General features: G+C 76.1%; 25 protein-coding genes. 11 read left to right on the top strand and 14 right to left on the bottom strand.

Annotation, left to right across the window (positions count from 1 at the left end; genetic code table 11):
* Positions 1-6: 6 nt before the first annotated feature.
* The 3 genes from QOZ88_RS03640 to QOZ88_RS03630 form a co-directional block, all read right to left on the bottom strand.
* Positions 7-450, bottom strand: a complete 444-nt coding sequence (locus tag QOZ88_RS03640; RefSeq protein WP_305998430.1) for a hypothetical protein — start codon at positions 448-450, stop codon at positions 7-9.
* Between the two features lie 308 nt (positions 451-758).
* A complete protein-coding gene (locus QOZ88_RS03635; RefSeq protein WP_305998429.1) occupies positions 759-1,331 on the bottom strand; it encodes a hypothetical protein in 573 nt (190 codons plus the stop codon).
* 25 nt (positions 1,332-1,356) lie between these two features.
* Positions 1,357-2,145, bottom strand: coding sequence for a DUF4383 domain-containing protein (locus tag QOZ88_RS03630; RefSeq protein ID WP_305998428.1), 789 nt, complete (start codon positions 2,143-2,145; stop codon positions 1,357-1,359).
* A gap of 290 nt (positions 2,146-2,435) precedes the next feature.
* Here QOZ88_RS03630 and cobN point away from each other — a divergent pair, with 290 nt between their 5' ends.
* The gene (gene cobN, locus QOZ88_RS03625; protein WP_305998427.1) at positions 2,436-6,053 is read left to right on the top strand and encodes a cobaltochelatase subunit CobN; all 3,618 of its coding nucleotides are present in this window, start codon (positions 2,436-2,438) and stop codon (positions 6,051-6,053) included.
* A gap of 54 nt (positions 6,054-6,107) precedes the next feature.
* On the opposite strand, the gene QOZ88_RS03620 is transcribed toward cobN, so the two are convergent.
* The 6 genes from QOZ88_RS03620 to QOZ88_RS03595 all read right to left on the bottom strand — a co-directional run bounded on the left by QOZ88_RS03620 (position 6,108) and on the right by QOZ88_RS03595 (position 9,148).
* Positions 6,108-7,220 (bottom strand): ABC transporter substrate-binding protein, encoded by a 1,113-nt coding sequence (locus QOZ88_RS03620; RefSeq protein WP_305998426.1) that lies wholly within the window; start codon positions 7,218-7,220, stop codon positions 6,108-6,110.
* Positions 7,221-7,721: a periplasmic substrate-binding domain-containing protein gene (locus QOZ88_RS03615; RefSeq protein WP_244523843.1), complete on the bottom strand. Its 501-nt coding sequence runs from the start codon at positions 7,719-7,721 to the stop codon at positions 7,221-7,223.
* The gene (locus QOZ88_RS03610; protein WP_305998425.1) at positions 7,718-7,840 is read right to left on the bottom strand and encodes a hypothetical protein; all 123 of its coding nucleotides are present in this window, start codon (positions 7,838-7,840) and stop codon (positions 7,718-7,720) included. The genes QOZ88_RS03615 and QOZ88_RS03610 overlap by 4 nt, the downstream gene beginning before the upstream one ends.
* Before the next feature lie 293 nt (positions 7,841-8,133).
* A complete protein-coding gene (locus QOZ88_RS03605) occupies positions 8,134-8,295 on the bottom strand; it encodes a zinc ribbon-containing protein (protein WP_091929701.1) in 162 nt (53 codons plus the stop codon).
* 110 nt (positions 8,296-8,405) lie between these two features.
* On the bottom strand, positions 8,406-8,753 hold the full coding sequence (locus QOZ88_RS03600; RefSeq protein ID WP_305998424.1) for a DUF1622 domain-containing protein: 348 nt from the start codon (positions 8,751-8,753) through the stop codon (positions 8,406-8,408).
* On the bottom strand, positions 8,750-9,148 hold the full coding sequence (locus tag QOZ88_RS03595; RefSeq protein WP_305998423.1) for a DUF1622 domain-containing protein: 399 nt from the start codon (positions 9,146-9,148) through the stop codon (positions 8,750-8,752). The genes QOZ88_RS03600 and QOZ88_RS03595 overlap by 4 nt, the downstream gene beginning before the upstream one ends.
* Before the next feature lie 60 nt (positions 9,149-9,208).
* On the opposite strand from QOZ88_RS03595, the gene QOZ88_RS03590 reads away from it, so the two are divergent.
* Positions 9,209-9,673 carry an SRPBCC family protein gene (locus QOZ88_RS03590; RefSeq protein ID WP_305998422.1) on the top strand — a complete coding sequence of 155 codons (465 nt, stop codon included), beginning with the start codon at positions 9,209-9,211 and terminating at the stop codon, positions 9,671-9,673.
* A gap of 226 nt (positions 9,674-9,899) precedes the next feature.
* Here the strand turns inward: QOZ88_RS03590 and QOZ88_RS03585 are convergent, their stop codons facing one another.
* Positions 9,900-10,067, bottom strand: coding sequence for a hypothetical protein (locus QOZ88_RS03585; RefSeq protein ID WP_305998421.1), 168 nt, complete (start codon positions 10,065-10,067; stop codon positions 9,900-9,902).
* Between QOZ88_RS03585 and QOZ88_RS03580 the strand changes: the two genes are divergently transcribed.
* The 4 genes from QOZ88_RS03580 to QOZ88_RS03565 all read left to right on the top strand — a co-directional run bounded on the left by QOZ88_RS03580 (position 10,066) and on the right by QOZ88_RS03565 (position 13,631).
* Positions 10,066-10,938 carry an alpha/beta hydrolase gene (locus QOZ88_RS03580; RefSeq protein ID WP_305998420.1) on the top strand — a complete coding sequence of 291 codons (873 nt, stop codon included), beginning with the start codon at positions 10,066-10,068 and terminating at the stop codon, positions 10,936-10,938. The two genes, QOZ88_RS03585 and QOZ88_RS03580, sit on opposite strands and share 2 nt — an antisense overlap.
* 97 nt (positions 10,939-11,035) lie before the next feature.
* On the top strand, positions 11,036-11,665 hold the full coding sequence (locus QOZ88_RS03575; RefSeq protein ID WP_305998419.1) for an AAA family ATPase: 630 nt from the start codon (positions 11,036-11,038) through the stop codon (positions 11,663-11,665).
* A 50-nt stretch (positions 11,666-11,715) separates the two neighbouring features.
* Positions 11,716-12,744, top strand: a complete 1,029-nt coding sequence (locus tag QOZ88_RS03570) for an LLM class flavin-dependent oxidoreductase (RefSeq protein ID WP_305998418.1) — start codon at positions 11,716-11,718, stop codon at positions 12,742-12,744.
* 53 nt (positions 12,745-12,797) lie between these two features.
* The gene (locus tag QOZ88_RS03565) at positions 12,798-13,631 is read left to right on the top strand and encodes an HpcH/HpaI aldolase/citrate lyase family protein (protein ID WP_305998417.1); all 834 of its coding nucleotides are present in this window, start codon (positions 12,798-12,800) and stop codon (positions 13,629-13,631) included.
* Positions 13,632-13,654: 23 nt separating this feature from the next.
* Here the strand turns inward: QOZ88_RS03565 and QOZ88_RS03560 are convergent, their stop codons facing one another.
* Positions 13,655-15,253: a tetratricopeptide repeat-containing diguanylate cyclase gene (locus QOZ88_RS03560; RefSeq protein ID WP_305998416.1), complete on the bottom strand. Its 1,599-nt coding sequence runs from the start codon at positions 15,251-15,253 to the stop codon at positions 13,655-13,657.
* Positions 15,254-15,323: 70 nt separating this feature from the next.
* The gene (locus QOZ88_RS03555) at positions 15,324-16,958 is read right to left on the bottom strand and encodes a glycoside hydrolase family 13 protein (RefSeq protein WP_305998415.1); all 1,635 of its coding nucleotides are present in this window, start codon (positions 16,956-16,958) and stop codon (positions 15,324-15,326) included.
* Positions 16,959-17,114: 156 nt separating this feature from the next.
* Here QOZ88_RS03555 and QOZ88_RS03550 point away from each other — a divergent pair, with 156 nt between their 5' ends.
* From QOZ88_RS03550 to QOZ88_RS03530, 5 genes are all read left to right on the top strand, one after another.
* Complete coding sequence (locus QOZ88_RS03550) at positions 17,115-18,344, top strand: saccharopine dehydrogenase family protein (protein WP_305998414.1); 1,230 nt, start codon at positions 17,115-17,117, stop codon at positions 18,342-18,344.
* Positions 18,345-18,395: 51 nt separating this feature from the next.
* Complete coding sequence (locus QOZ88_RS03545; protein ID WP_305998413.1) at positions 18,396-18,977, top strand: DNA-directed RNA polymerase subunit alpha C-terminal domain-containing protein; 582 nt, start codon at positions 18,396-18,398, stop codon at positions 18,975-18,977.
* A gap of 12 nt (positions 18,978-18,989) precedes the next feature.
* Positions 18,990-20,606 (top strand): bifunctional 3'-5' exonuclease/DNA polymerase, encoded by a 1,617-nt coding sequence (locus QOZ88_RS03540; RefSeq protein ID WP_305998412.1) that lies wholly within the window; start codon positions 18,990-18,992, stop codon positions 20,604-20,606.
* A gap of 556 nt (positions 20,607-21,162) precedes the next feature.
* Positions 21,163-22,041 (top strand): hypothetical protein, encoded by an 879-nt coding sequence (locus tag QOZ88_RS03535; RefSeq protein ID WP_305998411.1) that lies wholly within the window; start codon positions 21,163-21,165, stop codon positions 22,039-22,041.
* Between the two features lie 561 nt (positions 22,042-22,602).
* Positions 22,603-24,477 carry a protein kinase domain-containing protein gene (locus QOZ88_RS03530; RefSeq protein ID WP_305998410.1) on the top strand — a complete coding sequence of 625 codons (1,875 nt, stop codon included), beginning with the start codon at positions 22,603-22,605 and terminating at the stop codon, positions 24,475-24,477.
* Positions 24,478-24,483: 6 nt separating this feature from the next.
* Here QOZ88_RS03530 and QOZ88_RS03525 read toward each other — a convergent pair whose 3' ends face one another.
* Together QOZ88_RS03525 and QOZ88_RS03520 are read right to left on the bottom strand one after the other, a co-directional pair.
* A complete protein-coding gene (locus QOZ88_RS03525) occupies positions 24,484-24,639 on the bottom strand; it encodes a hypothetical protein (protein WP_170852522.1) in 156 nt (51 codons plus the stop codon).
* A 47-nt stretch (positions 24,640-24,686) separates the two neighbouring features.
* Complete coding sequence (locus QOZ88_RS03520) at positions 24,687-26,150, bottom strand: protein adenylyltransferase SelO (protein WP_305998409.1); 1,464 nt, start codon at positions 26,148-26,150, stop codon at positions 24,687-24,689.
* Positions 26,151-26,188: the final 38 nt, after the last annotated feature.

The following is a 26,188-nucleotide window of genomic DNA, read 5'->3' as shown; positions in this document are numbered from 1 at the left end:
CGCGCGTCAGCGGTAGTGGCGCAGCGGCTCCGGAGCCGTGCGCTCCAGGCCGCGGGCGTCGGCGAACCAGGCCAGCTCGCCCTGGTCCAGGTCGAGCAGCCGAGCGAGGTCGCCCAGGTGGGCCAGCTCCGCCCCGGGCAGCCGGGGCCGGACGACGGCGGTCGGCACCGGCTCCCAGCGCACCACCCGCGGCGGCACATCGGCGGCCTGGCCGCGCGCCCAGCCCTCCGTCCTCCGGACGAAGAGCGCCAGCTCCCGCGGGCGGTCGGCCGGCGGATGCCAGTAGGCCTCGAGCACCTCACCGACCAGCGTGCCCACCCAGCGGGGCGCGCGGCGGTACCCCAGCGCGATGGCGACCCTGCGCACCATCTGCGGGCGCCGCCAGGTGCCCGCCAGCAGTGCCGTGGCGATGCCGCTCGCGGTGACCTCGGCGCGCCGGCCGGCCGTCACCGGCGCGGGAACCGGCGCAGGGACCGGCGCAGGAGCTGACGCGGAGGCCGACCGGCCAGCGGGCCGGCACGTCGGTGAGCACGGCGGTGGGCACGGCGGGGAGGGCAGCCGCTCCGCGACGGAGGCGCCGGGACGTGCGCGGAGCGCGCCGTCCGGCGGGTGACGCATCGTCCAGCTCTGCTGCGAGACCCCGGGGTAACCCCGGAGGGACCGGCTCCTCGCCGGTCGTCCTGCCCTCCCCGCCGCACCGGGGCCACAGTAGGGGGCCGATCTGGTCCTCACCAGGTCCGATGTGCCGGACCGGGCGGTCACGGGGCGTCCCGGTACACCTCCGGGAGCCGGGGGGACCGCAGGTCGAGCCGCCGCCTCCCCAGCCGGTGGCCGTCGGCGGCCAGCGTCTCCGCGGTGGGCGGCCGGCGCCCGGCCCAGACGACCACCAGGTGCCCGTGCCGGGGCACCGCGAGCAGGCGGGCGCCGACGCGCAGCCGGTCGACCTCCCGGCTCGCGCGCAGCGTCGCGTACGAGGCGTACCGGGCGCCCCACGGCAGCAACCGTCCGCCGTTGCGCAGCACCGATCCGCCCCCGGTCAGGACCAGCTGCCCGCCCAGGGCCGCCGCGGCGGGGCGGTCGGCCAGGTCGTCGTCCTCGAGGCCGCCCCCGCCGCCGCCGAGCAGCATCCACTCCTGCCCGCGCCGCACGAGTACCCACGTCTCCTCCGCGACCGAGCCGACGCCGCGGCGGGCGAAGTACGTGCAGGCGACGTCGCCGTCGACGTCCACGGCCAGGGCGGCGAACCGCCGCCGGCGGCTGAGCCTCGGCGGGGCATCCGGCACGCCGTGCTCGATGATCGCGATGCTCTCCGCGAACGCGTCGTAGGCCACCGCCGCAGGCCAGGGCCGCAGGAGCTCAGGAGGCGCGCCGGTCGAAGGAAAGCCACAGCCGGCGCCGCTCGGCCCGGCTGTGCGCGGACGCCATGGCCTCGACGCGGCGCTGCTGGTCGGGGGTCGCGGTGTGCTGCACGACCGCCACCTCGGCCTCGCGCATGGCTCTCTCGGCGGCGAACTCCTCGGGGGTCGAGGGGTTTTCGTCGACCTCGTCGTCAGCGGCGTCCTCGTCGCCGCTCGGCCGGGCGTAGGGGCTGTCGAGCGGCAGGTTCCCGCTCACCCGCCCGTAGGCGCCCAGGACGAGCAGCACCAGCCCGGCGACGACCGAGAACACGACGTTCGGGAAGCGGAACGCCAGCACGTTCAGGTCGGTGTTCAGCACGGCGAGGTTGGCCAGCGCCGACACCAGGAACAGCACCCCGACGACGATCATCACCGTCGAGGCGATCCGCGGCCCGCGCACCGCGGCGGCGATCAGGACCGCTGCGGTGACGACGGAGATGGCGGACAGCAGGCCGTTGGACGAGAGGCCGAGCACCCGTTCGCCCTCGGTCGAGAAGAAGTCCAGCCCGTCGGCGAAGCCGAGGATGCCGAAGACGGCGATCACCGCTGCGACGACCACCGCGCCGATCCGGTGCACGGCGGGCACGCGGCCGCCGGTCGGGGAGTGCTCCGGCGCGAGCCGCTCGCCGCGCACCGGCTGCTCGGCGCGCAGCTGCTGCGCGGGTCGGGCGGGCGGCGGGGCCTGCGGGGCGGCCGGTGGCGCCTCGGGCGCTCTGCGGGTACGGCGGAGGTGCGGACGCAGTGCCATGGCGACTCCCAGCTAGGACCGTTCGGTACCCCTGCTTCCCCTCCGGCACACCGCCCGGATGCGAAGCATGGGTACTGCGCCGCGGAGCGCGCACCCCCCGGTAGCGTCCGGGCCACATCACGGCAGTGCAGCGAGGCCGTCCCTTCGGGCCGCCCATGGTCAGCGGAGCGGCGGCCAGCGGTGGAGATCCGGTGCGGTCCCGCCACTGTGAGGCCTCCCGGCCGAGCCAGACACTCCGGCTGCCGTGCCCAGCGGACCGGGGCGCGGACCCCGAGGGAGGCGGCGCCGCCGTGTTCACCCTGCTCTCCACGAGCGACACCGACCTGCTCTCGGCCCGCGCCAGCGGCGCGGGCTGGCGCCTGGGCAACCCCGCCCGCCTCGACGCCGCCGGCATGGCCGCGCTCACCGAGGGCAGCGAACTGGTCGTCGTCCGGATCCTCGGCGTCCGCCGGCAGTACGAGGAGGTGCTGGCGCCGCTCCTGGCCGGGCCGGCACCGGTCGTCGTCCTCGGCGGGGAGCAGGTGCCCGACGCCGAGCTCATGGAGCTCTCCACCGTGCCGATGGGCGTGGCCACCGAGGCGCACGGCTACCTGGCCCAGGGCGGGCCGGACAACCTCACCCAGCTGCACCGCTTCCTCTCCGACACGGTGCTGCTCACCGGCGAGGGCTTCGAGCCGGCGTCGGTCGCGCCCGACTGGGGCCTGCTCGACCGGGCCGCGCGGACGGTCACCGGCCCGCGGGTCGCCGTCCTCTACTACCGGGCGCACCACCTCGCCGGGAACACCGCCTTCGTCGACGCCCTCTGCACCGCCATCGAGGACGCCGGCGGCCGCGCCGTGCCGGTCTTCGTGAGCTCGCTGCGCAGCGTGCCCGACGACCTGCTCGCCGCCCTGCGCACCGCCGACGCGCTGGTGGTCACCGTGCTGGCCGCCGGTGGCTCGCGGCCGGCCACCGCCCAGGCCGGTGGGGACGACGGCGCGTGGGACGTCGGTGCGCTCGCCGAGCTCGACGTGCCGGTGATCCAGGGGCTGTGCCTCACCCGTTCCCGCGACGAGTGGCTCGCCGACGACGACGGGCTCACGCCGCTCGACGTCGGCAACCAGGTGGCGATCCCGGAGTTCGACGGCCGGATCATCAGCGTGCCGTTCTCCTTCAAGGAGACCGACGACGACGGGCTCACCCACTACGTCGCCGACCCCGAGCGTGCCGCCCGGGTGGCCGGCACCGCCGTCGCGCACGCCCGGCTGCGGCACACCCCGCCGGGGGAGCGCCGGATCGTCGTGATGCTGTCGGCCTACCCGACCAAGCACGCCCGCATCGGCAACGCCGTCGGCCTGGACACCCCGGCGTCGGTGGTGCGGCTGCTGGCCGCGATGCACGGCGCCGGCTACGACATCGGCCCGTTCGACGGGCCCGACGCGCTGCCCGGTGTCGCCGATCTCGACGGGGACGCGCTCGTCCACGCGCTCATCGCCGCCGGCGGCCAGGACGAGAACTGGCTCACCGAGGAGCAGCTGTCGGGCAACCCGGTGCGCATCCCCGCTGCCGAGTACCGGCGCTTCTTCGACACCCTGCCCGACGACCTGCGGCAGGCGATGGTCGAGCACTGGGGCGAGGCGCCCGGGTCGCTCTTCGTGGACGGCGGCGACATCGTCTTCGCGGCCCTCCGCGCGGGCAACGTCGTCGTCATGGTGCAGCCGCCGCGCGGCTTCGGCGAGAACCCGATCGCGATCTACCACGACCCCGACCTGCCGCCCTCGCACCACTACCTCGCGGCGTACTGGTGGCTGCGGTCGGTGTTCGGCGCGCACGCCCTCGTGCACGTCGGCAAGCACGGCAACATGGAGTGGCTACCGGGGAAGACGGTCGGGCTGTCGGCCTCCTGCGGGCCCGACGCCGCGATCGGTGACCTGCCGCTGGTCTACCCGTTCCTGGTCAACGACCCCGGCGAGGGCAGCCAGGCCAAGCGCCGGGCGCACGCCACGCTGGTCGACCACATGGTGCCGCCGATGGCCCGCGCCGACAGCTACGGCGACATCGCGCGCCTGGAGCAGTTGCTCGACGAGCACGCCAACGTCGCCGCCATGGACCCGGCGAAGCTGCCCGCCGTCCGCGCGCAGATCTGGACGCTGCTGCAGGCCGCCAAGCTCGACCACGACCTCGGCCTGGCCGAGCGCCCCGAGGACGACCACTTCGACGAGATGATCCTGCACGTCGACGGGTGGCTCTGCGAGATCAAGGACTCGCAGATCCGCGACGGGCTGCACGTGCTCGGCTCACCGCCGGCCGGCCAGGACCGCGTCGACCTCGTCGTGGCGATGCTGCGCGCCCGGCAGATCTGGGGCGGCTCGGTGGCCCTGCCCGGGCTCCGCGAGGCGCTCGGCCTGGCCGAGGACGGCACCGCCGGCCTGCGCGAGACCGACCGGGTGGAGGAGCTCGCCGCCGCGCTCGTCGGCGGCATGGAGAGCCGCGGCTGGACGGCGGCCGCCGTCCCCGAGGTCGTGCGGGAAGTGCTCGGCCGGGACGACGACGCCGTCGCGGCCGTGCTGCGCTTCGCCGTCGACGAGGTCGTGCCCCGGCTGGCGCGCACCACCGACGAGCTCGACGCCACGCTGCACGCCCTCGACGGCGGTTACGTGCCCGCCGGTCCCTCGGGCTCGCCGCTGCGCGGGCTGGTCAACGTGCTGCCGACGGGGCGGAACTTCTACTCGGTGGACCCGCGGGCGGTGCCCTCGCGGCTGGCCTGGGAGACCGGCCAGGCGATGGCCGACTCGCTGCTGGAGCGGTACCGTACCGACACGGGGGAGTGGCCGCGCTCGGTCGGGCTCTCCGTCTGGGGTACCTCGGCCATGCGCACCTCGGGTGACGACGTCGCCGAGGTGCTCGCGCTGCTCGGCGTCCGGCCGGTGTGGGACGACGCGTCGCGCCGCGTCACCTCGCTGGAGCCGGTGCCGCTCGACGAGCTGGGCCGGCCGCGGATCGACGTCACGGTGCGGATCAGCGGCTTCTTCCGGGACGCCTTCCCGCACGTGGTGACCATGCTCGACGACGCCGTCACCCTGGTCGCCGGCCTGGACGAGGGTCCGGCGGACAACTTCGTGCGCGCCCACGTCGACGCCGACGTCGCCGGGCACGGCGACCGCCGGCGGGCCACCACCCGGGTGTTCGGCTCGAAGCCGGGGGCGTACGGGGCCGGGCTGCTGCCGCTGATCGACTCGCGCAACTGGCGGGGCGACGCCGACCTCGCCGAGGTCTACGCGGTGTGGGGCGGCTACGCCTACGGCCGCGACCTGGATGGCGTCCAGGCCCGCCCGGACATGGAGAAGGCGTACGCGCGGATCGCGGTGGCCGCCAAGAACGTCGACACCCGCGAGCACGACATCGCCGACTCCGACGACTACTTCCAGTACCACGGCGGCATGGTCGCCACGGTGCGCGCGCTCACCGGCTCCGCACCCAAGGCCTACATCGGCGACTCCACCCGGCCGGAGCAGGTGCGCACCCGCTCGCTGACCGAGGAGACCGCCCGGGTGTTCCGCGCCCGGGTGGTCAACCCGAAGTGGCTGGCGGCGATGCGGCGGCACGGCTACAAGGGCGCCTTCGAGCTCGCCGCGACCGTGGACTACCTGTTCGGCTACGACGCCACGACCGGCGTCGTCGCCGACTGGATGTACGAGAAGCTGGCGCAGACCTACGTGCTCGACCCGGAGAACCGGGAGTTCATGGAGAAGTCCAACCCGTGGGCCCTGCACGGCATCGCCGAGCGGCTGCTGGAGGCGGTGGACCGGAAGATGTGGGAGTCACCCGACCCGCAGCTGCTCGCCGAGCTCCAGCAGGCCTACCTCGACACCGAGGGCGACCTGGAGGGCGGGGAGACGCCCGCGGCCGCTGACGCGGGCCGCGACTGACGCCGCGCCCGGGGGTCGGCCGGGGTCGGCGGGTCCCGGCCGCGAACCGGTAGGTCACCGGAGCGACCAGTGCCTCCGGCGGACGGACGTGTCGGCCAGCTCGAACGTCGTCGCGTACGGCGTGAAGTGCACGCGCTCGTTGACCGCGTAGAGCACCTGCGGCGCGACGAGGAACAACGCGAGCGCCTGGTCGGTCACGTACCGGTCCAGTCGGTTGGCCGCCAGCACCTGCCGCACCTGCGAGCGCTGCGCGGTCAGGCGCCCGAACAGCCGCTCGAACTCCGGGTCGACCGGCCCGGCGCGGAACTCGCCGGACCGGCCGGCGAACGCCCGGTGCAGCTCCAGCGGGGGGACATCGACGGACTGCGACCCCTGCTCGAGCAGCAGGACGTCCCAGTCGCGGGGCAGCTTGGCCGCCTGCCGGCGCCGGGCATCGCGCTGCTCCTCGGCACTGCGCAGCACCCGGACCTCGACCGCGAGACCCAGCACCGTGTGCCACTGGGCGGCGACCGCGTGGGCCACCGCCTCGCAGTCCGCCATGGCGGCCAGCCGCAGCGGGCGCCGTGCACCGCCCGACTCCTGCCACAGCCGGGCCGCCCGGGACGGGTCGTACGGGTACGGCCGCAGCCGCCCGGGCGCCCGGTGCAGGGTGGTGAGCGCCGTCGGCGGGGTGAGACCGGCCAGCGGCCGGGCGTGCCCGCCGAACAGGTCGTGCACCAGCGCGGCGCGGTCGACGGCCAGGTTGAGCGCGCGCCGGGCACGGACGTCGGCCAGCGGCAGGCCGTCGGCGCCGCGGTCGATCGCCCCGGCCAGCGCCCGCACGGCGTTCACGGCCACCAGCCGGGCGTGCCGTGAACGGCGGACACGGACGGCCTCCCGGTGCGGGACCTCGGTGACGATGTCGACCTCGCCGACGGTGTCGCACACGAGGTCGAGCGCCCGGGAGCGGTCGAGGTCGTTGCGGAACTCGACCTCGCGCACCCGTGGCCCGCGGACCCGGTCCCAGTAGTGCGGGTTGGCGCGCAGTCGCACGGTGGGGGAGCGGTCCTGGGTCTGCAGCCAGGTCTGGTCCTCGCCGTCGGTGACCACCGGCTCGGTGGCGATGAGCGAGCGGCCCTCGACGAGGGTGAACGGTCCGGAGGCCCACGGCCCCGGTGCGTCGATCACCTACCAGTGGCCCTCGCCGGTCTCGTCGCGGGCGTAGCCGAATCCGAGGTCGCGCCAGAACCGCTCGCTCATGACGTGCGTGGCGCGCAGCTTGCCCAGCACCAGCCCGTCGGGCTCGGGGAGATGCAGCCGCACGGTGCGCTCGTCGACGACCTCCGCACGGGTGCGCGGGTCGATGTTGAAGTGGGTGCCGGGTGGGTGCGGGGAGTGCCACCGTGCCTGCTCGGTGTACGCGCGGTGCACCGAGCGGGCGTCGAGGGCTGTGCCGTCGGCGAACCGCTCGCCACGGCGCACCCGGATCTCCAGGGTGCGGTTCCCTCGCCAGCGGTAGGAGCTCATCGCCGCGGGACGGACCTTGCCGCGCCGGGTGACCCGGACCGGCTCCTCGACGGTGTTGTAGGTGATGTACAGCCAGTTGAGCGGGTTCGGGTCCACCACGCGCAGCGTCCCCCGCGGCTCCGGCCGGGCGCGCCCGGCCAGCCGTTGCAGCAGGGCGTTCACGCCGGCACCCCGACGTCGCGAGCCGTGTCGTGGACCGACGGGTCGTCGGAGTCGACGACGGTGTGGCCGACGTCCTCCGGGAGGAACGGGCGGAGCCCGGGGGCGACGTCCGGAGGCATGGCCGCGTTCCTACCCGGGACGCCGGCGGTCACGCGCGCGAGGAAGCCGATCGGCCCGACCGGCTCGCCGCCGGGGCCGGCGTCAGACCGTGCGGCAGTCCTCGCCCGTGACCCGATCCTCCTGCGGGTCGCGGACGTGCGGACGAGCCGCGCCCAGGTCGTCTCGCCGACCGGGGGCAGGCATCGGGACGAGCCGGGCACGACCTCGGTCACCCGCACTGCTGCACCGGCGGGCACCACCTGACAGCGGTCCTGGCCCTCCATGTGTCGTCCTCAGGTCGTTCGAGCGGGCGTCAGCTCTTGTTGCCCGGCTCGTTCCGCCGGGTCTCGAACGTCTTGTGGCCGTTCGGGCACGGAGGGATCTCGTCGCCCTGGGTGACGTGGACCTTCTCGCTGCAGGAGGCGCAGTAGAAGTCTCCGGTCTTCTGCGCCTTCTCACCGGCGTGCGCGGCCATGGCCGTTCCTCTCGGGTCGGGGCGGGATCCGGACCGGTGTGCCCAGCCGGGGCCCGGTCACACGTGCCGGCCGGCCCGCTGACCGACCGGTCCCCGGCCGACGACGACCGTCACCGCCGCCAGGCCGGACGGAGCAGGTGACGGGCGGAGTCGTCGTAGCGCTGTCGCGGCCGGTCCGGTCGCCGCTTCCTGGTCTCCTTCCAGGACCGCGCTCCCAGCCGCAGGCCGTAGGTCACCAGGTGGCGGATCGCGACGACGATCGCGACGGTGGCGATGGTCCGCCAGCCGGGGTCGCCCACGAGCCGGAGCAGGCCGGCGGCCACGAGCAGGTCGAGGAGGATGCCCAGGGCGAGCGCCGGGCGGCGCGTGACGGCCAGGGCGAGACCGCCCGAGACCAGCGCGATCGCCGCGACGACCTGGGACATCGTGCCGGTGACCGCGGCCAGCGTCGAGCTCACACGGTGCGCCCGGTGCGCCGGTGGTCGGTCGGGTCGCCCGAGGAGTCGTCCCCGTCCTCGCCGATCTGCCGGCGCTCCTCGGCGATCTCCTTGCCCAGGAAGTAGTTCAGCGCCGTCCGGATCGCGGCGATGGCGGCCAGCTGACCGATCTCCTCCCAGCTCGGTGCCACCGCCGTCTTGAGGATGTCTGCCGCCAACTGGAACTCCAGGCCCAGGGCCAGGAAGCGGCCCAGCGTCAGCCGGACGGGGACGAAGGCCCGCGTGCTCCGGTCGCGGAGACCGACCCAGAGGAACAGCAGGAACGCCCAGACCGCGCCGATGATGATGACCGCGGCGCCGCAGGCCTCCACGATGATGACCAGGACGTTCACGATCTCCTGCAGCAATTCCTCCACGCGGCGCCGCATACCCGGGGTGCGTCGTCGGGCACGCATGACGATTGCGAGACTGCGCCGATGAGCGAACTGCGCCACTCCGCCTCGGTCGTCGTCGCACGTGCCCCCGATGAGGTCTACGACCTGGTCTCCGACGTGACCCGCACCGGCGAGTGGAGCCCGATCTGCCAGGAGTGCTGGTGGGACGAGGGCGCCGCGGGGCGGGTCGGCGACCGGTTCACCGGGCGCAACGCCACCCCCGAGCGCTCCTGGGAGACCCGCTCGCAGGTGGTCGCCGCCGACCGCGGCCGCGAGTTCGCCTGGGTCGTCGGCGCCGGCTTCGTGCGGTGGGGCTTCCGCATGGCCCCCGTCCCCGGCGGCACGGAGCTCACCGAGTCGTGGGAGTTCCTGCCCGCGGGGCTGGCGATGTTCGCCGAGCGCTACGGGGAGCGGGCGGACGAGCAGATCGCCCTGCGCACCCGGCAGGCGCACGAGGGCATCCCGGTGACCCTCGCGGCGATCCAGCGGATCGCCGAGGCGGGCTGACGCGCCGGCGCCCCGAGGTCAGCCCGGCACGCCGGCGCGCCCGGCGAGCCCGCCCCGTGGCCGGTCGGCGGTCGCGGCGGCCACCAGCAGCCCGGCGACGACGGCGCCGGTGGCGTTCAGGCCGGCGAGCCCCACGACGAGCCGGCGCCCTCCGGCGTGAGCGTCAGGGCGCCGACCACGACGAGGGCCGCGCCGAGGAGCAGCGGGAGGACTGCGCGGCGGCCGTTCACGCGGCGCTCCTGTGCGCCGTGGCCGCGGTGGAGTCGAAGAGCAGTCCGGTCGCGTCGTCGTCCATGCCGCCACGGTCGGCCGCCGGGCTGTGCACGGGCTGGGTACCGGCTGCACGTCCTCCGTGGATGTGCCCGGCGACCGCGCGGCCGTAGCCTCCCGGCATGCCGGACCAGACCTCCACGATCCCCTCCGCCCACGACGTCCCCCTCACCGTCTACCGGTGGGACCCCGCCGGCCCGGTGCGCGGCGTCGTGCAGCTCACCCACGGCATGGGGGAGCACCTGCTGCGCTACGAGGCGCTGGCAGCCGCGCTCACCGGGGCCGGCTGGGTGGTCGTCGGGCAGGACCACCGCGGTCACGGCGCGACCGCCCGCGACGGCGCGTGGGGCGACCTGGGCCCCGGCGGCTGGGACGAGCTGGTGCGCGACATCGGCCGGGTGAGCGACTCCGTGCGGGCCGAGCTCCCCGGCGCGCCGCTGGTGCTGCTCGGGCACAGCATGGGCTCCTTCGCCGCGCAGCAGCACGTGCTGGACCACTCTGCGGACCTCGCCGCGCTGGTGCTCTCCGGCACCACGGTGCTGGACCTGCTCGAGCCCGCCGTGGACCTGGACGGGCCGACCGACCTCTCGGCGTTCAACGCGCCGTTCCAGCCGGCCCGCACCGACTACGACTGGCTCTCCCGCGACGAGGCGCAGGTGGACGCCTACGTCGCCGACCCGCGGTGCGGCTTCGGGCTGGCGACCGCGGACAGCCGGCAGATGTTCGTGGCCGGGCGCCAGCTGGCCGACGCCGAGCGGCTGCGCGGTGTGCGCGCCGACCTGCCGGTGTACGTGGTGGTGGGCGACGCGGACCCGCTGAACGGCGAACTGGCGCTGGTCCGGGTCCTCGTCGACCGGCTGCGGGAGGCCGGGCTGCGGGACGTGACGCTGCAGGCGTACCCCGGCGCCCGGCACGAGGTGTTCAACGAGACCAACCGCGACGAGGTCGTGCGGGACCTGCTGGCCTGGCTCGACCGCGTCGTCCCCGCGGGCTGACCGCACCGGGAGTCGTCCACAGCCGACGTCCAGGCGGCTCCCCGGGAAGACGCATCCCGCTCGGGGAGACTCGCCTCCCGAGCACCGAGGAGGCGGCGTGGTCAGCAGCACGGTCCCGTCGGCAGCCGGCCGTCGCGGGACGCCGCCGGAACGGTCCGGCCGCGCGCTCCTCGTCGTCGGCGGGCTGCCGGGCAGCGGGAAGACCACGCTGCTGCGTCGCCTGCTCGCCCACGACGGCCCGGCCGGGACCGCCCTGGACTCCGAGGACGTCGCCGGCCGGCTGCGCCGCGCCGCTCCCGGTGTCCCGTACCGCCTGCTGCGGCCGTGGGTGCACGCCTGGCACCGGTGGCGCGTCCTGCGGGCGCTGGGCGGCGACGCCCCGCTCGTGGTGCTCACCGATCCCTGGACCAGCCGGAGCTGGCGGGGGCTGGTGGTGCGGGCGGCCCGCTGGTCGGGCCGGTCGCTGCGGCTGGTGCTCCTCGACGTGCCGCCGCAGCTCGCCCGGGAGGGGCAGCGGGCGCGCGGCCGGGCGGTCCCCGAGGGCCGGATGCGCCGCCACGCGACCCGCTGGCGCCGGTATCTCGCGCGGGTGGGGGCCACGCCGTCGGCCGGGGATGCGGTGCTCGTCGTCGACCGGCGGGCGGCCGGCGAGCTGACCTGGGCGGCGGCGCTGGGGGAGGAGCGCCCACCGGCCGGGAGCGGCGCCCCCCGCTGCGGTGTTGACTGAGCCGCGGGGCCGGCCGGTCCCGTCCCGAACCGAGCTCCCGGAGGACGGCCATGCACGTCGGCGTCGACAGCTTCGTCGCGGCGGTGACCGATCCGCGCACCGAACGGCTGATCGGCCCGGAGGAGCGCATGGCGCACCTGCTCGAGGAGATCGAGCTCGCCGACCGCGTCGGCCTGCACTCCTTCGGCATCGGTGAGCACCACCGCAGCGAGTACTACGACTCCGCGCCGCCGGTGATCCTCGGCGCCGCGGCGGCGCGCACCTCGCGCATCCGGCTGGGCAGCGCCGTCACCGTGCTCAGCGCCGCCGACCCGGTGCGGGTCTTCCAGCAGTTCGCCACCCTCGACCTGATCTCCCGGGGGCGGATCGACCTGGTCGTGGGGCGCGGCTCGTTCACCGAGGCCTTCCCGCTGTTCGGGCTGAGCCTGGCCGACTACGACGAGCTGTTCGCCGAGAACCTCGACCTGCTGCTGCGCATCCGGGAGTCCGAGCACGTCACCTGGTCGGGGAAGCACCGCCCGCCGCTGACCGGCCAGGGCGTCCACCCGCGCCCGCTGCAGGACCCGTTGCCCATCTGGGTGGGCGTGGGGGGCACGCCGGAGTCCTTCGCCCGGGCCGGCCTGCTCGGCCTGCCGCTGATGGTCGCGATCATCGGCGGCGAACCCCGCCAGTTCGCCCCGCTGGTCGACCTGTACCGCCGGGCGGGGGCGCACGCCGGTCACCCGCCGGAGGCGCTGAAGGTCGGGCTGCACGTGTTCGGCTTCGTCGCGGGGAGCACGCAGGCCGCCGCGGACACGATCTACCCCGGCTGGCACGAGATGTTCGCGAAGGTTTCCCGCGAGCGGGGGTTCGCCACCCCGACCCGGGCGCAGTTCGACGCCACCAGCGGGCCGGACGGCGCCTTCTTCATGGGCGACCCCGGCACCGTGGCCGCCAAGCTGCGGCGGGTCTCCGAGCAGCTGGGGGGCGTGGACCGCGTGGCGCTGCAGATGACCAACCCGCGGCTGGCGCACGAGGACCTGATGCAGGGCATCGAGCTGCTGGGCACCGAGGTGGCCCCGCAGGTGGCCGGGGCCTGACGCCGCCCCCCCGAGCGGTGGCCGGGGAGCATCCGTACGAGGATGGGGGCGTGGTGAGACGAACGAAGGTCGGTCCCGAGGACGCGCGCTCCTGGCTGCTGGTGAACGGCGCCCGCACGGAGCTGTTCGACGTGGCGCACCAGTCGCGGGCGGATGCGGTGGTGCTCGACATCGAGGACGCCGTCGACCCGGCGCGGAAGGCGGAGGCCCGCGAGGGCGTCGTCCAGTGGCTCTCCCGGGAGGACCGCAGCGCCTGGGTGCGGATCAACGACCGCGCCACGCCGTACTGGGCCGACGACATGGCGGGGCTGGCCGGGCTGCCGGGGCTGCTCGGCGTCATGCTCGCCAAGGCCGAGGCCGCCGCGCACGTGACGGAGACGTTCGACCGGCTCGGTGGTGCCACGCCCGTCCTGGCGCTGGTCGAGTCGGCCCTCGGCATCGAGGAGGCGGTGAACATCGCCCGCGCCCGCGGAGCCTTCCGGCTGGCGTTCGGCAGCGGCGACTACCGCCGGGACACCGGCACCAGCGCCGACGAGCTGGCCATGTCCTACCCGCGGACCCGCCTGGTGCTGGCCAGCCGCATCGGGAACCTCCCCGGTCCGATCGACGGGCCCACCGTGAGCAGCAGCCTGCCCGTGCTGCGGGAGCAGAGCGCCGTCACCGTCTCCCTCGGCCTGACCGGGAAGCTCTGCCTGGACATGGACCAGTTGCCGGTCATCAACGAGGTCATCAGCCCCGCGCCCTCCGACGTCGCCTGGGCGCGGGACTTCCTCGCCGACTTCGACGCCCGCGGCCAGGTGATCCGGGACGGCAGTGACCTGCCCCGGCTGGGCCGCGCCCGCAAGATCGAACGGCTGGCCCGCGTCTTCGGCGTCGAGCCCGTCTGACCCCCGCGCGGCGGCCACCGGTCTCAGGCGGCGACCACGACGCGGTCGCGCCCCTGCCGCTTGGCCGCGTACAGGGCGGCATCGGCCCGGCCGAGGGCGTCCGCCGGCGTGGTGCCGCCGTGGGCCGAGCCGATGCTGACGGTCACCGGCAGCCCGGCGGTCAGCTCGTCCCAGGGGTGCGCACCGATCGCCCGGCGGACCGCCTCCAGCTGCCGCACCGCGGTGCCGGGGTCGGTGCCGGTCAGCACGAGCAGGAACTCCTCGCCGCCGAGCCGGGCGACGAACGAACCGCCTGGGTCGGAGTCCCGCCGGCCGTGCTCCTGGAGGAGTTCCGCCACGGTGCGGAGCACCCGGTCGCCCACCTCGTGGGAGCAGGTGTCGTTGATCCGCTTGAAGTGGTCGAGGTCCAGCAGCGCCACGGTCACCTCGCCCGGGTGCGCGGCCAGCAGGCGCGGCAGCTCGTCGTCGACGTAGCGGCGGTTGTAGAGGCCGGTGAGCGGGTCGCGCAGTGACAGCTCGCGGTACCGCCGGCTCTGCCGGCGGGCCTCGGTCGTCTCGTACATGGCCTGCAGCGCCCGGGCCCGGGCATCGCGCTCGGCCGACTGGAGCTCCATGAGCTCGTCGCAGTACAGCCGGTGCTCCTCGTACGCCGCCCGGAAGTCCCCGGCGGCGGCGTGCAGCTCGGCCTGCTCCCGGCGGGCGCGCACCCGGATGGACGTCAGCCCGTGCCGCTCGCAGCGGCGCACGCACTCGTCGAGGCTCTCCTGGGCTTGGGCGTGGTGCCCGCGGCGACGGCGGATCTCGGTGAGGGTCAGCAGGAAGTCGGCGCCCGCGTCACCGTCCAGGGAGGCGTCGAGCACCTCGGGGTGCAGACCGGGCAGCATGGCGGCCTCGGCGTCCTCGAGACGGTCCAGCTCCAGCAGTGCCCGGCCGACGGTGTCCAGCCGGCCGACGCGGAGGGGGACGCCGTGCCGCGCCGCCAGGTCCTGCAGCTTCGCGCTCCAGAGCAGCGCGTCCTCGAAGCGGCCGGAGAGGATCTCGCAGTAGCTGCGGTTGTTGAGCACCAGCAGTTGCCGGTCGACGTCGCCGATCTCCTCGGCGAGCTGCAGCACGTGGTCGTAGCGGTCACGGGCGGCGAGGTCGCCGTGGAGCCCGAGGCAGTCGGCCAGCCGGGCGTGGTGGTCGATCCGCGTCTGCGCCCGGACGTCCTCGTCGAGCAGCTCGACGGCGCGGACGGCGTGCTCCAGCGCCAGGGACAGGTCACCCAGCTCCTGGAACACCGCGGCCAGGACGAAGTGGCTGCGCGCCAGCGGATAGCGGGCTCCGTGGTCGGCGGCCCAGCGGTGGATCTCCTCGGCCAGCCGGCCGGCCTCGGCGACGTCGCCGCGGCGCCGCACCAGGTCGGCCTGGACCAAGCGGGCGCGCCGTTCCAGTTCGGGCAGCCCGACCTCGCGGGCCTCGGCGAGCGCCAGCTCGGCTCGCTGCTCCAACCCGTCCTCGTCGAACCGGGAGCGGTCCTCCAGCTCGGCGATCTCCGTCCACAGCGCCAGGGCGCCGGCGTCCGCAGGAGCCGGTGCGGGTACGCCGGAGCCGGGGGAGGATCGTTCCGCCACTCTGGTCACCAGACCCCATCGGACGGTCGCCGGGGCAACTTTCGCGTCCCGGCACCCGACCTGCCCCGTACGGGGGAGGTCAGCCCTCGGCGAGCCAGATCGCGGTGTGCGGGGGCAGCGCCACGGTGGCCGGGGAGCGGCGCACGTGCGTGTTCGAGGCCAGCAGGACGGTGCCGCGGGTGCGCACCAGCGTCGTCCCGCTGCCCATGTTCACCACGCAGCGGACCACGCTGCCGTCGTCGGCGGTGCACCGCACGGTGAGGACGTCGCCCCGCGTGCTGACCGTCGCCCGGCCCGAGCCCAGCGCCGGGTGCGCCTCGCGCAGCGCCAGCGCGCGGCGGTACAGGGTCAGCATCGAGCCGCCGTCGCGGGACTGGCGGGACACCGCGTACCGGTCCCACTCCGCCGGGATCGGCAGCCAGGGCTCGGCGTCGGCGCCGGCGGAGAAGCCGACCCCGGGCGAGGGGTTCCACGGCATGGGCACGCGGCAGCCGTCGCGCCCGCCGCGGGCGCCTCCGCTGCGGAAGAAGATCGGGTCGCGCTTGGCCTCGTCCGGGACGTCGGCCTGCGGGAGGCCCAGCTCGTCGCCGGCGTAGACGTAGGCCGATCCCGGGAGGGCCAGCATCAGCAGCGCCGCGGCGCGGGCGCGGGCGGTGCCCACCGCGCCCCCGCCGAAGCGGGTGACCTGCCGGTCCTTGTCGTGGTTGCCCAGCACCCAGGAGACGGGAGCGCCCACCTCGCCGAAGGCGTCCAGCGCGCTGCGCACGCCGTCGGCGAACGCCTCGGTCGACCACGCCGACTTCAGCAGCCGGAAGCTGAACGACTGGTGCATCTCGTCGGGGCGGGAGTAGAGGGCCACCTCGCGCGGGTCGGCCAGGCAGACCTCGCCGACGAGCATGGTGTCGGGATACTCGTCGCAGATCGACCGCCAGCGCCGCCAGACGTCGTGCACCTCGGGCTGGTTCCAGGTCATCGCCTGCTCGGGGCCGTGGCCGAAGAGGGTGGGGGAGTAGGCACCCGGGTTGTCCCGCAGGCCGGCGTCCTTGAACAGGCCGTAGGCGACGTCGACGCGGAAGCCGCTGACGCCGCGGTCGAGCCAGAAGCGCAGCGTCCGCTCGAAGTCGGCGGCGACGGCGGGGTCGCGCCAGTTGAGGTCGGGCTGCTCGGGGGCGAACAGGTGCAGGTACCAGCGGCCGTCAGGGGTCCGCGACCACGCCGGCCCGCCGAAGAGCGACTGCCAGTTGTTCGGCGGCTCCTCCGACGGGGGCGCGAAGTGGTAGCGCGACGCCTCGGGGCAGTCCGGGTCGGCCAGCGCGGCCTGGAACCAGGGATGCCGGTCGGAGGTGTGGTTGGGGACGACGTCGAGCACGACCCGCAGGCCCAGCGCGCGGGCCTCGGCGACCAGCGCCTCGAGGTCGGCGACGTCGCCGTACTCGGGGTCGACGGCGCGGTAGTCGACGATGTCGTAGCCGCCGTCGGCGCCCCCGGAGGGGTAGTGCGGGTTGATCCACACCGCGTCAACGCCCAGCCACGACAGGTACGGCAGCCGGGAGCGCAGGCCGGCGAGATCACCGACGCCGTCACCGTTCCCGTCCGCGAACGAGCGCAGGTAGACCTGGTACACCACCGCCGACCGCCACCACGGGGACGTCGACGACCGTTCCGCGACCTGCCGACGGGTCGCGGTCCGCACCGATGCGAGCCGCACTGCCATGCGACCTCCATCGGCACGTCCCCGCGCTTCCTCGAGCACGTGAGAGGTCGGAGTGACCCCTGTTCCGGGTCGTGACCTCCCCGAGACGTCCCGGTGCCCCGCCCGCCCGGCGGAGCCCGGGGGGACACGTGCCCCCGGGCAGGACAGGATGGCGGCATGGCAGAAGACGCACGGACCTACGACCTCGTCGTCTACGGGGCGACCGGCTTCGTCGGCCGGCTGCTCGCGGGCTACCTCGCCGAGCACGCCCCGCCCGAGATCCGGATCGCGCTGGCCGGGCGGTCCCGGGAGCGGCTCGAGGAGGTCCGGCGTGCGCTGCCCTCCGGCGGCCGGGACTGGGCGCTGGTCGAGGCGGACTCGACCGATCCCGCCTCCCTGGACTCCCTCGCCGGCGCCACCCGCGTGCTGGTGACCACGGTCGGCCCCTACGCCCGGTACGGCCTGCCCGTGGTGGAGGCGTGCGCCAAGGCCGGCACGCACTACGCCGATCTCACCGGGGAGGTGCTGTTCGTCCGGGACGCGATCGAGCGCTGCGATGCCGTCGCGAAGGAGACCGGCGCGCGCATCGTGCACGCCTGCGGGTACGACTCGATCCCCTCGGACCTCAGCGTGTTCCTGCTCGGCCGGCAGGCCGCGGCCGACGGCGCGGGCGGGCTGCGCGATGTCCAGTTGATCGCCGCCCTCCGGGGCGGCTTCAGCGGCGGGACCATCGACTCGATGCGCGCGCAGGTGGAGGCGCTGCAAGCCGATCCGGCACGGCGCCGGGTGGTGGGCGACCCCTTCGCGCTGAGCCCCGACCGCGCGGCGGAGCCGGACACCCGCCAGCCGCGGGACGCGGGGATGCCCGCGCAGACGCCGGACGGGCGGTGGACGGCGCCCTTCGTCATGGCGCCCTTCAACACCCGCATCGTGCGGCGGAGCAACGCCCTCCAGGACTGGGCCTACGGGCGGGGGCTGCGCTACGGCGAGGTCATGGGGACGGGGCGTGGCCCGCTGGGGGCGGTGACCGCCGCGGGGATCAGCGCAGGGCTGCTCGCGACCGTGTCGGCCATGAGCCTCGCGCCGACCCGCGCCCTGCTGGACCGGGTGCTGCCGGCGCCCGGCACCGGCCCGGGCGAGTCCGTCCGGGAGAACGGCTGGTTCCGCATGGTGGTCGACGCCACCGCCGAGGACGGACGCCGCTACCGGGCGACCGCCGCGGGTAGCGGCGACCCGGGCTACAAGGCCACCGCCGTCATGCTGGGCGAGGCCGCCCTCGCGCTCGCCCTCGACGGGGACCGGCTGCCCGACCGGGCCGGCTCCCTCACGCCGGCGACGGCGATGGGCGAGGTGCTCGTCGAGCGGCTGCGCGCGGCCGGGCACACCTACGAGGTGGCGGCGGTCTGATCCGACCGCCACCGCAGCGGTGGCGGGAGGGCATCGCTAGGGTTGGCCGACATGCCGACCAGCGCACCGGGACAGCCCGCGGGGACGATCCGGGAGCTCGGGCTGCCCGCACGGGCGGTCACCGCGCTGACCCGTGCCGGGATCACCGAGGCCGGGGAGCTCGCCGCCCTGACCCGCCGGGAGCTCGGCGCCGTCCCCGGGCTGGGCCCCGGGCTCGTCACCGCGATCCGGGCCGTCGTCCCCGAGCCGCCCGCGCGGCTGCCGGGTGCCGGCACGCGGCCGGGCGACGGGGGCGGCGACGCCGCCCCCGACGAGGAGGGGCCGGTGGCGCCGGCCATCCCGTCGTTCGACTCGCTGCGGGGTCCGCGGCGCCGGTCGGCGGTCGACCTCCTCGTCCCCGCGGCGCCCGGCCCGCCGCCCCCGCCCGGCCCCGTGGCGCCCCCGCCCGGCCCGCCGCCCCTGCCCGCCGCCCGTCGTCCGTCGCCCGGTGTGGGCGGGCCGCCCACCGCCGTCCGTCCCCCGGACTACGCCGACCTGCTCCGCCTCGGGGTGCACGTCACCCGGGTGGTCCTCGGCGCTCCGGTGCGCTGCCTGCACCGGCTGCTCGGCCGCGGCGGCCCACCCGCTCCGTAGGCCCGGACGCAGGTGGAGCGGATCCTGCTCCGGCGCGGCGCCGGCGCGGTCGAGGCCGTCGAGCTCGGTGCCGACGGGGCAGCCGGCCGCAGCACCCGGCTCCACGCCGCGGCGGTCGCCGGGTTCGCGGCGGAGCGCGAGGGCGGCGCGACGCCGGTCCGCTGGGTGTGGGACGACACGACCCGCTGGTACCCCGCGCTGCTGACGGCCGGGGTGCGCGTCGAGCGCTGCACCGACCTGCGGCTGGGCCACGCGATCCTGCGGCGGTCCCCGTTCGCCGCGCAGGACCTGCTCGCCGGGGAGGACACGCCGGGCTGGGACGCGCTGCAGCCCGGCCCGCCGCCGGACCCGGCCCTGTTCCCGCTCGCCGACCCGGCCGACCTGCTCGACCCGGTGGCCGAGCACCGGCGCCAGCAGGCGGTGCTGGCCGCCTCGCCGCAGCGGGACCGGCTCGCCCTGCTGCTGGCCGCGGAGTCCTCCGGGGCGCTGGTCGCCGCCGAGCTGACCCACACCGGCCTGCCCTGGCGCGCCGACGTGCACGCGCGCCTGCTCACCGGCCTGCTGGGTGCGCGCCCGGGGGCGGGGAGGCGCCCGGCGGTGCTCGAGCGGCTGCTGGAGGAGGTCCGCGCGGCGTTCGGCGCGCCGGCGCTCAACCCGGACTCGCCCGGAGAGCTGCTCCGGGTGCTCCAGCACGCCGGGCTGCCGGTCCCCGACACCCGGTCCTGGACGCTGGAGCAGCTCGACCACCCCGGCATCCCGGCGCTGCTGGAGTACCGGAAGCTGTCCCGGTTGCTGGCGGCCAACGGCTGGGCCTGGCTGGACACGTGGGTGCGCGACGGCCGGTTCCGCGCCGTCTTCGTGCCCGGTGGGGTGGTGACCGGTCGGTGGGCCTCCTCCGGGGGTGGGGCGCTCTCGGTGCCCACGGTCGTCCGGCCCGCGGCGGCCGCCGACGAGGGCTGGCGGTTCGTGGTCGCCGACGTCGCGCAGCTCGAGCCGCGGGTGCTGGCCGGGATGAGCGGGGACGACGCCATGGCGCAGGCCGCCCGCGCCGCCGACCTGTACGCGGGGATGGTCGCCGCGGGCACCGTGGCGACGCGGGCCGACGCGAAGCTCGGCATCCTCGGCGCGATGTACGGCGGCACCCGCGGCGAGAGCGGGCGCATGATGCCCCGGCTGGCCCGCCGCTACCCCCGGGCCATCGGCCTGGTGGAGGAGGCCGCCCGCGCCGGTGAGCGCGGCGAGGTGGTGCACACCCTGCTCGGGCGGGGATCGCCGCTCCCCGGGGTGTGGCCGCACGAGGAGGGCGACCGGGCCCGCCGCGCGTGGGGCCGCTTCACCCGCAACTTCGTCGTCCAGGGCACCGGGGCCGAGTGGGCGCTGTGCTGGCTGGCCGACCTCCGCAACCGGCTGTGGCGGCTGGGCGGGGAGGGCGACGTGGAGGCGCGGCCGCACCTGGCGTTCTTCCTCCACGACGAGGTGGTCGTGCACACGCCCGAGCACCTGGCGGACGAGGTGGCCGAGGCGGTCCGAGCTGCGGCGTCGACCGCCGGCCGGCTGCTGTTCGGCGCCTTCCCGGTGGACTTCCCGCTCGACGTCGCCGTGGTCCGGTCCTGGGCCGACGCCGGCTGAGCTCCCGCGCGCGCTACACCACCGACCGGGGGTCCGCGCCGCCGCGACACACATCACGTCCTGGAAATCAGCGCCTGCGAATTGTCACGACTGCATAACGGCGGTTACCGTGGCGGGGCCCGGCCGGTCGTTCTCTCCCCACCAGGGGAGGTCCGCCGGGCGCCGCCGAGCCGTCCTCCGGGGCGGGCCGGGGACCCACCGCAGCACTGGGGTGAATCGCGCGCCGGGCACGTCCCGTCGCGGGTATGCACCTGCTTCCCCCACCGTCAGCTGACCCGGTAGGCGGCACCACGGAAGAAATGGAGAGCCGCCGCATGGCGCGCCCCTGCACCGCCGCACGACCCTGCGCCCGCCGGCACCGCCGCCTCCGGGCGCGTCCGCGGATCTGATCGCACGCGCTGCCCGGCGTCGCGCCGGTCGCCCGCCGTCGGCCCGCACCGGCCTCCCCGCCGGTGCCCGACGGCCCCGCGACCCGCGCCCGGGCCCGCTGTCCGCATCCTCCGCGCCCCGCCCCCGGCGACCGGTCGCGCCCCACATCCCGGAGCACCCGAACACCATGGATCCCCGCACCACCACCACCGGCCGACGCGGCCCGCTCGCCCTCCGCCGCCGTCCGCCCGCGGCCGTCCGCCGGCCCGCGCTCTACCTCGGCGTCGCGGTCACGGGCGCCGTGCTGGTGAACAGCCTCGTCGGCGTCGAGCCGACCGCCCAGGCCGAGGCCGGCACCTCCGAGTCGGTCAGCGTCGCCGAGGAACTGGGCCTCTCCGCGCAGTCGGGTCCCATCGACGTGACCGAGGACCTCGCCCCGCTCGAGGACCTCGCGGCCAGCCGGAGCACCCGGGAGGCCGACCAGGCCGCGGCGCAGCAGGCCCAGGCCGCGGCCGACCAGGCCGAGCTGGACCGGCAGACGGCCGAGGCGGAGGCCCTGGCCCGCGCCGAGGCCGAGAAGAAGGCGGCGGAGGAGGCCGCTGCCGCCGCGGCGGCCGCCGAGCAGCAGGCGGCGGCGGCTCCGGCGAGCCCCACGCAGCAGGCCCGGGCGGCGGCGACGGCGGCCGCCTCGGTGGCGGCCACGGCCGTCGCGCGGATCAGCAACACCGCCGGCAGCGTCCGCTCGCAGACCCAGTCCGCGGCCGACGCCGTGGTCAGCAACGTGCCCGGCGCCGCGGGGATCACCCTGGGCGGCACCCGGGCCAGCGCCGCCGACCCGGGCGGGCACCCCTCCGGTCTGGCGCTGGACTACATGGTGATGTCGAACGCCGCCCTCGGGGACGCCATCGTCGAGTACCACCGCGCGCACTGGGCCGAGCTCGGCGTGGACTACCTCATCTGGCAGCAGCGGATGCTGTCCTCGCCCGGGGGGTCCTGGCAGGCCATGGAGAACCGCGGCAGCGCGACGGCCAACCACATGGACCACGTGCACGTCAACTACAACTGAGCACGCCCGCGGCGGCTCCCACGTGAGCCGGCCGACCACGGAGAGCGGTAGCCCGCGCATGGCCGGCCCGATCGGCACCCACGGCCACGCGGGGACGTAGGCCGTGGTCCGCCGGGCCTCGATGGCCGCCGCCACGGCCCGGACCCCGGTCGGCGTGACCACCACGGAGCGGGTCCGCTGCTGCACGTGCTGGTTCATCTCCGAGCGGATGCAGCCGGGTGGACCACCACACGTCGACATCGGGGACGCGCCCGCTGGGCAGGCCTTCGGCGAGCGAGGCGACGCCGGCCTCGGTGGCGGCGGAGACGGCGGGCACCGCATCGGCGTCCGTGACGTCCGGTGCGGCGGTCTCCACCCGGCGGCCGGTGGCCGAGCGGATCTCCGCGGCCAGGGCGTCGAGCCGGACGAGACCCCCGCGGCGCCGCCGCGAGCGGCACCGCTCATCGCAGCCGATCGGGCCCTGCGGGGTTGAATGCCGGCCCGGGCGGGCACCCCCGGGGCGCACGGGCACGGGACGACGCGCGGGGAGGCCCTCGCGGTACGCACACGAGGAGATCGGGAGTGACCACGGCCGAGACCAGCCGACGCTGCCTGGACGGCCGCTACCAGCTCCACGAGCTCATCGCGGTCGGTGGCATGGGCGAGGTCTGGCGCGCGCGTGACCTGCAGCTCCACCGCACGGTGGCGGTCAAGGTGCTGCGCAGCGAGTTCGCCGACGACCCGGTCTTCGTCGCCCGCTTCCGCTCCGAGGCCCGGCACGCGGCCGGGCTGAGCCACCCCAACATCGCCGCCGTCCTCGACTACGGGGAGACCACCGCCGCCGACACCGGTGAGAGCCTGGCCTACCTGGTGATGGAGCTCGTGGAGGGCTCGTCGCTCTCGGCGCGGCTGGCCGAGGAGGGCGCGCTGGACACCCGCGCCACCCTCTCGCTGCTGCGGCAGGCGGCCGCCGGCCTGGCCGAGGCACACCGGGCGGGTGTGGTGCACCGCGACGTGAAGCCGGCCAACATCCTGCTCGGCCCGGGCGACACGGTGAAGCTCACCGACTTCGGCATCTCGTGGTCGGCGGGGAGCGCACCGATCACGCGCACCGGGCAGGTCGTCGGCACCGCCCAGTACATGTCGCCCGAGCAGGCCCGGGGCGAGCACGTCAGCCCGGCCAGCGACGTCTACGCGCTCGGCCTCGTCGGCTACGAGTCCCTGGCCGGGCACGCGGCCTTCGACGGTGACAACCCGGTGACCGTCGCGCTCAAGCAGGTGCAGGAGACCCCGGAACCGCTCCCGGCCGAGCTGCCCCCCGACGTCCGCGCCCTCATCGACGCCGCCCTGGTGAAGGACCCCCGGGACCGCCCGCGCGACGGCGACGCCTTCCTCTCCGCGATCGAGGAGACCATCCGGCGGCCGTCCGGGGAACCGCCGACCCGGTCCGTGGTGCGCGCGCCGGTGCGGCGGGAACGCCGGGCGGAGCAGCGTCGCCGCGAAGCCGCGAAGCGCCGGGCCGCCCCGGTCACCCGCCCGCAGGCCGCGACGGCGGTCCGCCGGCCGGCGCTCGTGGTGCTGCTGCCGCTGGTGGCGTTCCTCCTCGGCGCCGGTGCGCTCACCCTGGGTCCCGGTCCCGGCACGGAGCCCGGGACCGCTGCCGGCGCCGTCTCCGGCCCGTCGGCCGGGGCGGGTGTGGTGCTGGAGCCCGGGGCCTACCTCGGCCGACCCGCCGCGGAGGTCGCCGGGGAGCTCGGGGCCCTCGGTCTCACGGTGCGGCAGGTGCAGGACCCGACGACGGAGCGCCCCCCGGGGACCGTGACCGGCCTCGAGCCGGCGGGCATCCTGCTGCGTCCGGGCGACGTGGTCCGCCTCGCCGTCGCGGTGCGGCCGGGCGCGACGCTCCCGGAACTGGTCCCCGTCACCGGTGGCGGCGCCACCCCGGTGGGGCGCCCCCGGCCCGTGGCGCCCGCCCCCGCGGTCCCGGCCGACGAGCCGGCGCCGGCCGGCACGACGGCCCCCGCGGTCCCGGCCGATGGCGGCGCGGGCCCGGTCACCGACGACCCCCCGGCGCCCCCGGAGGACGGCGGGACGACCAGCGAGCCGACCACCCCGCCGGAGGACGCCACGGGCACGCCGACCACCCCACCCGGCGACGGCGGCACGACCAGCGAGCCGACCACCCCGCCGGAGGACGCCACGGGCACGCCGACCACCCCACCCGGCGACGGCGGCACGACCAGCGAGCCGACCACCCCACCCGGCGACGCCGGCACGACCAGCGAGCCGACCACCCCATCCGGTGACGGCGGCGGGGGCGAGGTGACCGCACCGCCCGCGGACGAGGACGAGTCCGACGAAGCCGACGAGGACGACGAAGCCGACGAGGACGACGACGAGGTGGCGGTCACCGAGCGCGAGGGGGCCGGTGGGGTGTCACCCGCCGCCCGGGTCTGAGCCCTCTCAGAGCAGCCGATCGAGGTCGTCCGGTCCTGGTCCGGTACCGCCGGAGTCGGGCAGCGGTGAGGACTCGGGGACGTCGTCGTCCGGAGGTTCGGGGGTCACCGGACCCTCGGCGTAGAGGGTGTCGGGGTCCTGGGGATCCATCTCACGCGGCACGGACCGCGACTACCCGGGGTGACCGCGGCGAACCCGGCCGCGGGAGCTCAGGTGCCGCAGAACGTGCGGTACGCCCCGAAGTCCTGCGGGGCGGGCGCCGCGAAGCGCTCGAGCCCGGGCCGCTCGTCGAACGGGGTGGTCACGGCCTCCAGGAGCCGGCCGACGGGTGCGAGGTCGCCGTCGGTCGCCGCGTCGAGGGCCTCCTCGACGAGGTGGTTGCGCGGGATGTAGGCGGGGTTGACGCGGTTCATCGCCGCGGCGTCGGGGTCGAGCGCCCGCCAGCGGTCCAGCCAGCCGTCGATGCCGGCCAGGTCGAGGAAGAGCAGGCGCAGCTGCTCGACGTCGCCCCGGGCGGCCGCCCCCAGCGAGCGGAAGGCCGAGGTGAGGTCGACGTGGTCGCGGGCGAGCAGGCTGAGCAGCTCCTCGGCCAGCTCCCGGACCACCGCGTCGTCGGTGCCGGCGGGCAGGCCGAGCTTCGCGTGCATGCCGGCGGTCCACGCGGCCTGGTAGCGCGGGGCGAACCCGCGCAGCGACTCGACGGCGAGCGACACCGCCTGCTCCTGGTCGGCCGACAGCAGCGGGAGGAGCGCCTCCGCGAGCCGCGCCAGGTTCCACTCGGCGGCCACCGGCTGGTTGCCGTAGGCGTACCGCCCGCTGTGGTCGATCGAGCTGTAGACGGTGGCCGGGTCGTAGGCGTCGAGGAAGGCGCACGGACCGTAGTCGATGGTCTCGCCCGAGATGGTCGTGTTGTCGGTGTTCATGACGCCGTGCACGAACCCGATCAGCATCCAGCGGGCGATCAGTTCGGCCTGGGCGGCCACCACCGCGTCGAACAGGGCGAGGTAGGGGTTCTCGGCGCCGGCGGCGTGCGGGTGGTGGCGGGCGATGGCGTGGTCGGCCAGGCGGCGCAGCAGGTCGGCGTCGCCGAACACGGTGGCGTACTGGAAGCTGCCCACCCGCAGGTGGCTGCTGGCCACGCGCGCGAGGACCGCACCGGGCAACAGCGTCTCGCGGTGCACGGCGCGGCCGGTCGCCACGACGGCCAGGGCGCGGGTCGTCGGGATGCCCAGGGCGTGCATCGCCTCGCTGACCACGTACTCGCGCAGCATCGGGCCGACCGCGGCCAGGCCGTCACCCCCGCGGGCGAAGGGCGTGCGGCCCGAGCCCTTGAGGTGCAGGTCGCGCAGCGATCCGTCGGCGCCGGTGAGCTCGCCGAGCAGCAGCGCGCGGCCGTCGCCCAGGCGCGGGGTGAACCCGCCGAACTGGTGCCCGGCGTAGGCCTGCGCCACCGGGTTGGCCCCGTCGGGGGGCTGGGTGCCGACCAGCAGCCGGACGCCGTCGGGGCCGCGCAGCGCGGCGACGTCGAGGCCCAGCTCCGCGGCCAGCGGCTCGTTGAGCAGCAGCAGCCGGGGGTCGGGCGCCTCGTCGGCCCGCCAGGGGACCGCCAACTCCGGGAGGGCCCGCGCGAAGCGGTCGTCCAGGGACACGGTCCGAGCCGGCGCGGAGGTCACGCCTCCGAGGGTACGAGCCGGCCGGGACACCGGCTGGG

This window comes from Blastococcus carthaginiensis (assembly GCF_030731085.1).
Classification (GTDB): domain Bacteria; phylum Actinomycetota; class Actinomycetes; order Mycobacteriales; family Geodermatophilaceae; genus Blastococcus; species Blastococcus carthaginiensis.
The sequence above is the reverse complement of the archived record's forward strand: the minus strand, read 5'-3'. Positions and strand labels throughout refer to the sequence as shown.

What these genes read in the sequence shown, in the direction of transcription:
- QOZ88_RS03535 (WP_305998411.1), top strand. Translation starts at nt 21,163, where the DNA reads ATGGATCCCCGCACCACCACCACCGGCCGACGCGGCCCGCTCGCCCTC.
- QOZ88_RS03590 (WP_305998422.1), top strand. Translation starts at nt 9,209, where the DNA reads ATGAGCGAACTGCGCCACTCCGCCTCGGTCGTCGTCGCACGTGCCCCC.
- QOZ88_RS03630 (WP_305998428.1), bottom strand. Translation starts at nt 2,145, where the DNA reads ATGGCACTGCGTCCGCACCTCCGCCGTACCCGCAGAGCGCCCGAGGCG.
- QOZ88_RS03570 (WP_305998418.1), top strand. Translation starts at nt 11,716, where the DNA reads ATGCACGTCGGCGTCGACAGCTTCGTCGCGGCGGTGACCGATCCGCGC.
- QOZ88_RS03605 (WP_091929701.1), bottom strand. Translation starts at nt 8,295, where the DNA reads ATGGCCGCGCACGCCGGTGAGAAGGCGCAGAAGACCGGAGACTTCTAC.
- QOZ88_RS03545 (WP_305998413.1), top strand. Translation starts at nt 18,396, where the DNA reads ATGCCGACCAGCGCACCGGGACAGCCCGCGGGGACGATCCGGGAGCTC.
- QOZ88_RS03550 (WP_305998414.1), top strand. Translation starts at nt 17,115, where the DNA reads ATGGCAGAAGACGCACGGACCTACGACCTCGTCGTCTACGGGGCGACC.
- QOZ88_RS03610 (WP_305998425.1), bottom strand. Translation starts at nt 7,840, where the DNA reads ATGCCTCCGGACGTCGCCCCCGGGCTCCGCCCGTTCCTCCCGGAGGAC.
- QOZ88_RS03555 (WP_305998415.1), bottom strand. Translation starts at nt 16,958, where the DNA reads ATGGCAGTGCGGCTCGCATCGGTGCGGACCGCGACCCGTCGGCAGGTC.
- QOZ88_RS03585 (WP_305998421.1), bottom strand. Translation starts at nt 10,067, where the DNA reads ATGCCGGGAGGCTACGGCCGCGCGGTCGCCGGGCACATCCACGGAGGA.
- QOZ88_RS03580 (WP_305998420.1), top strand. Translation starts at nt 10,066, where the DNA reads ATGCCGGACCAGACCTCCACGATCCCCTCCGCCCACGACGTCCCCCTC.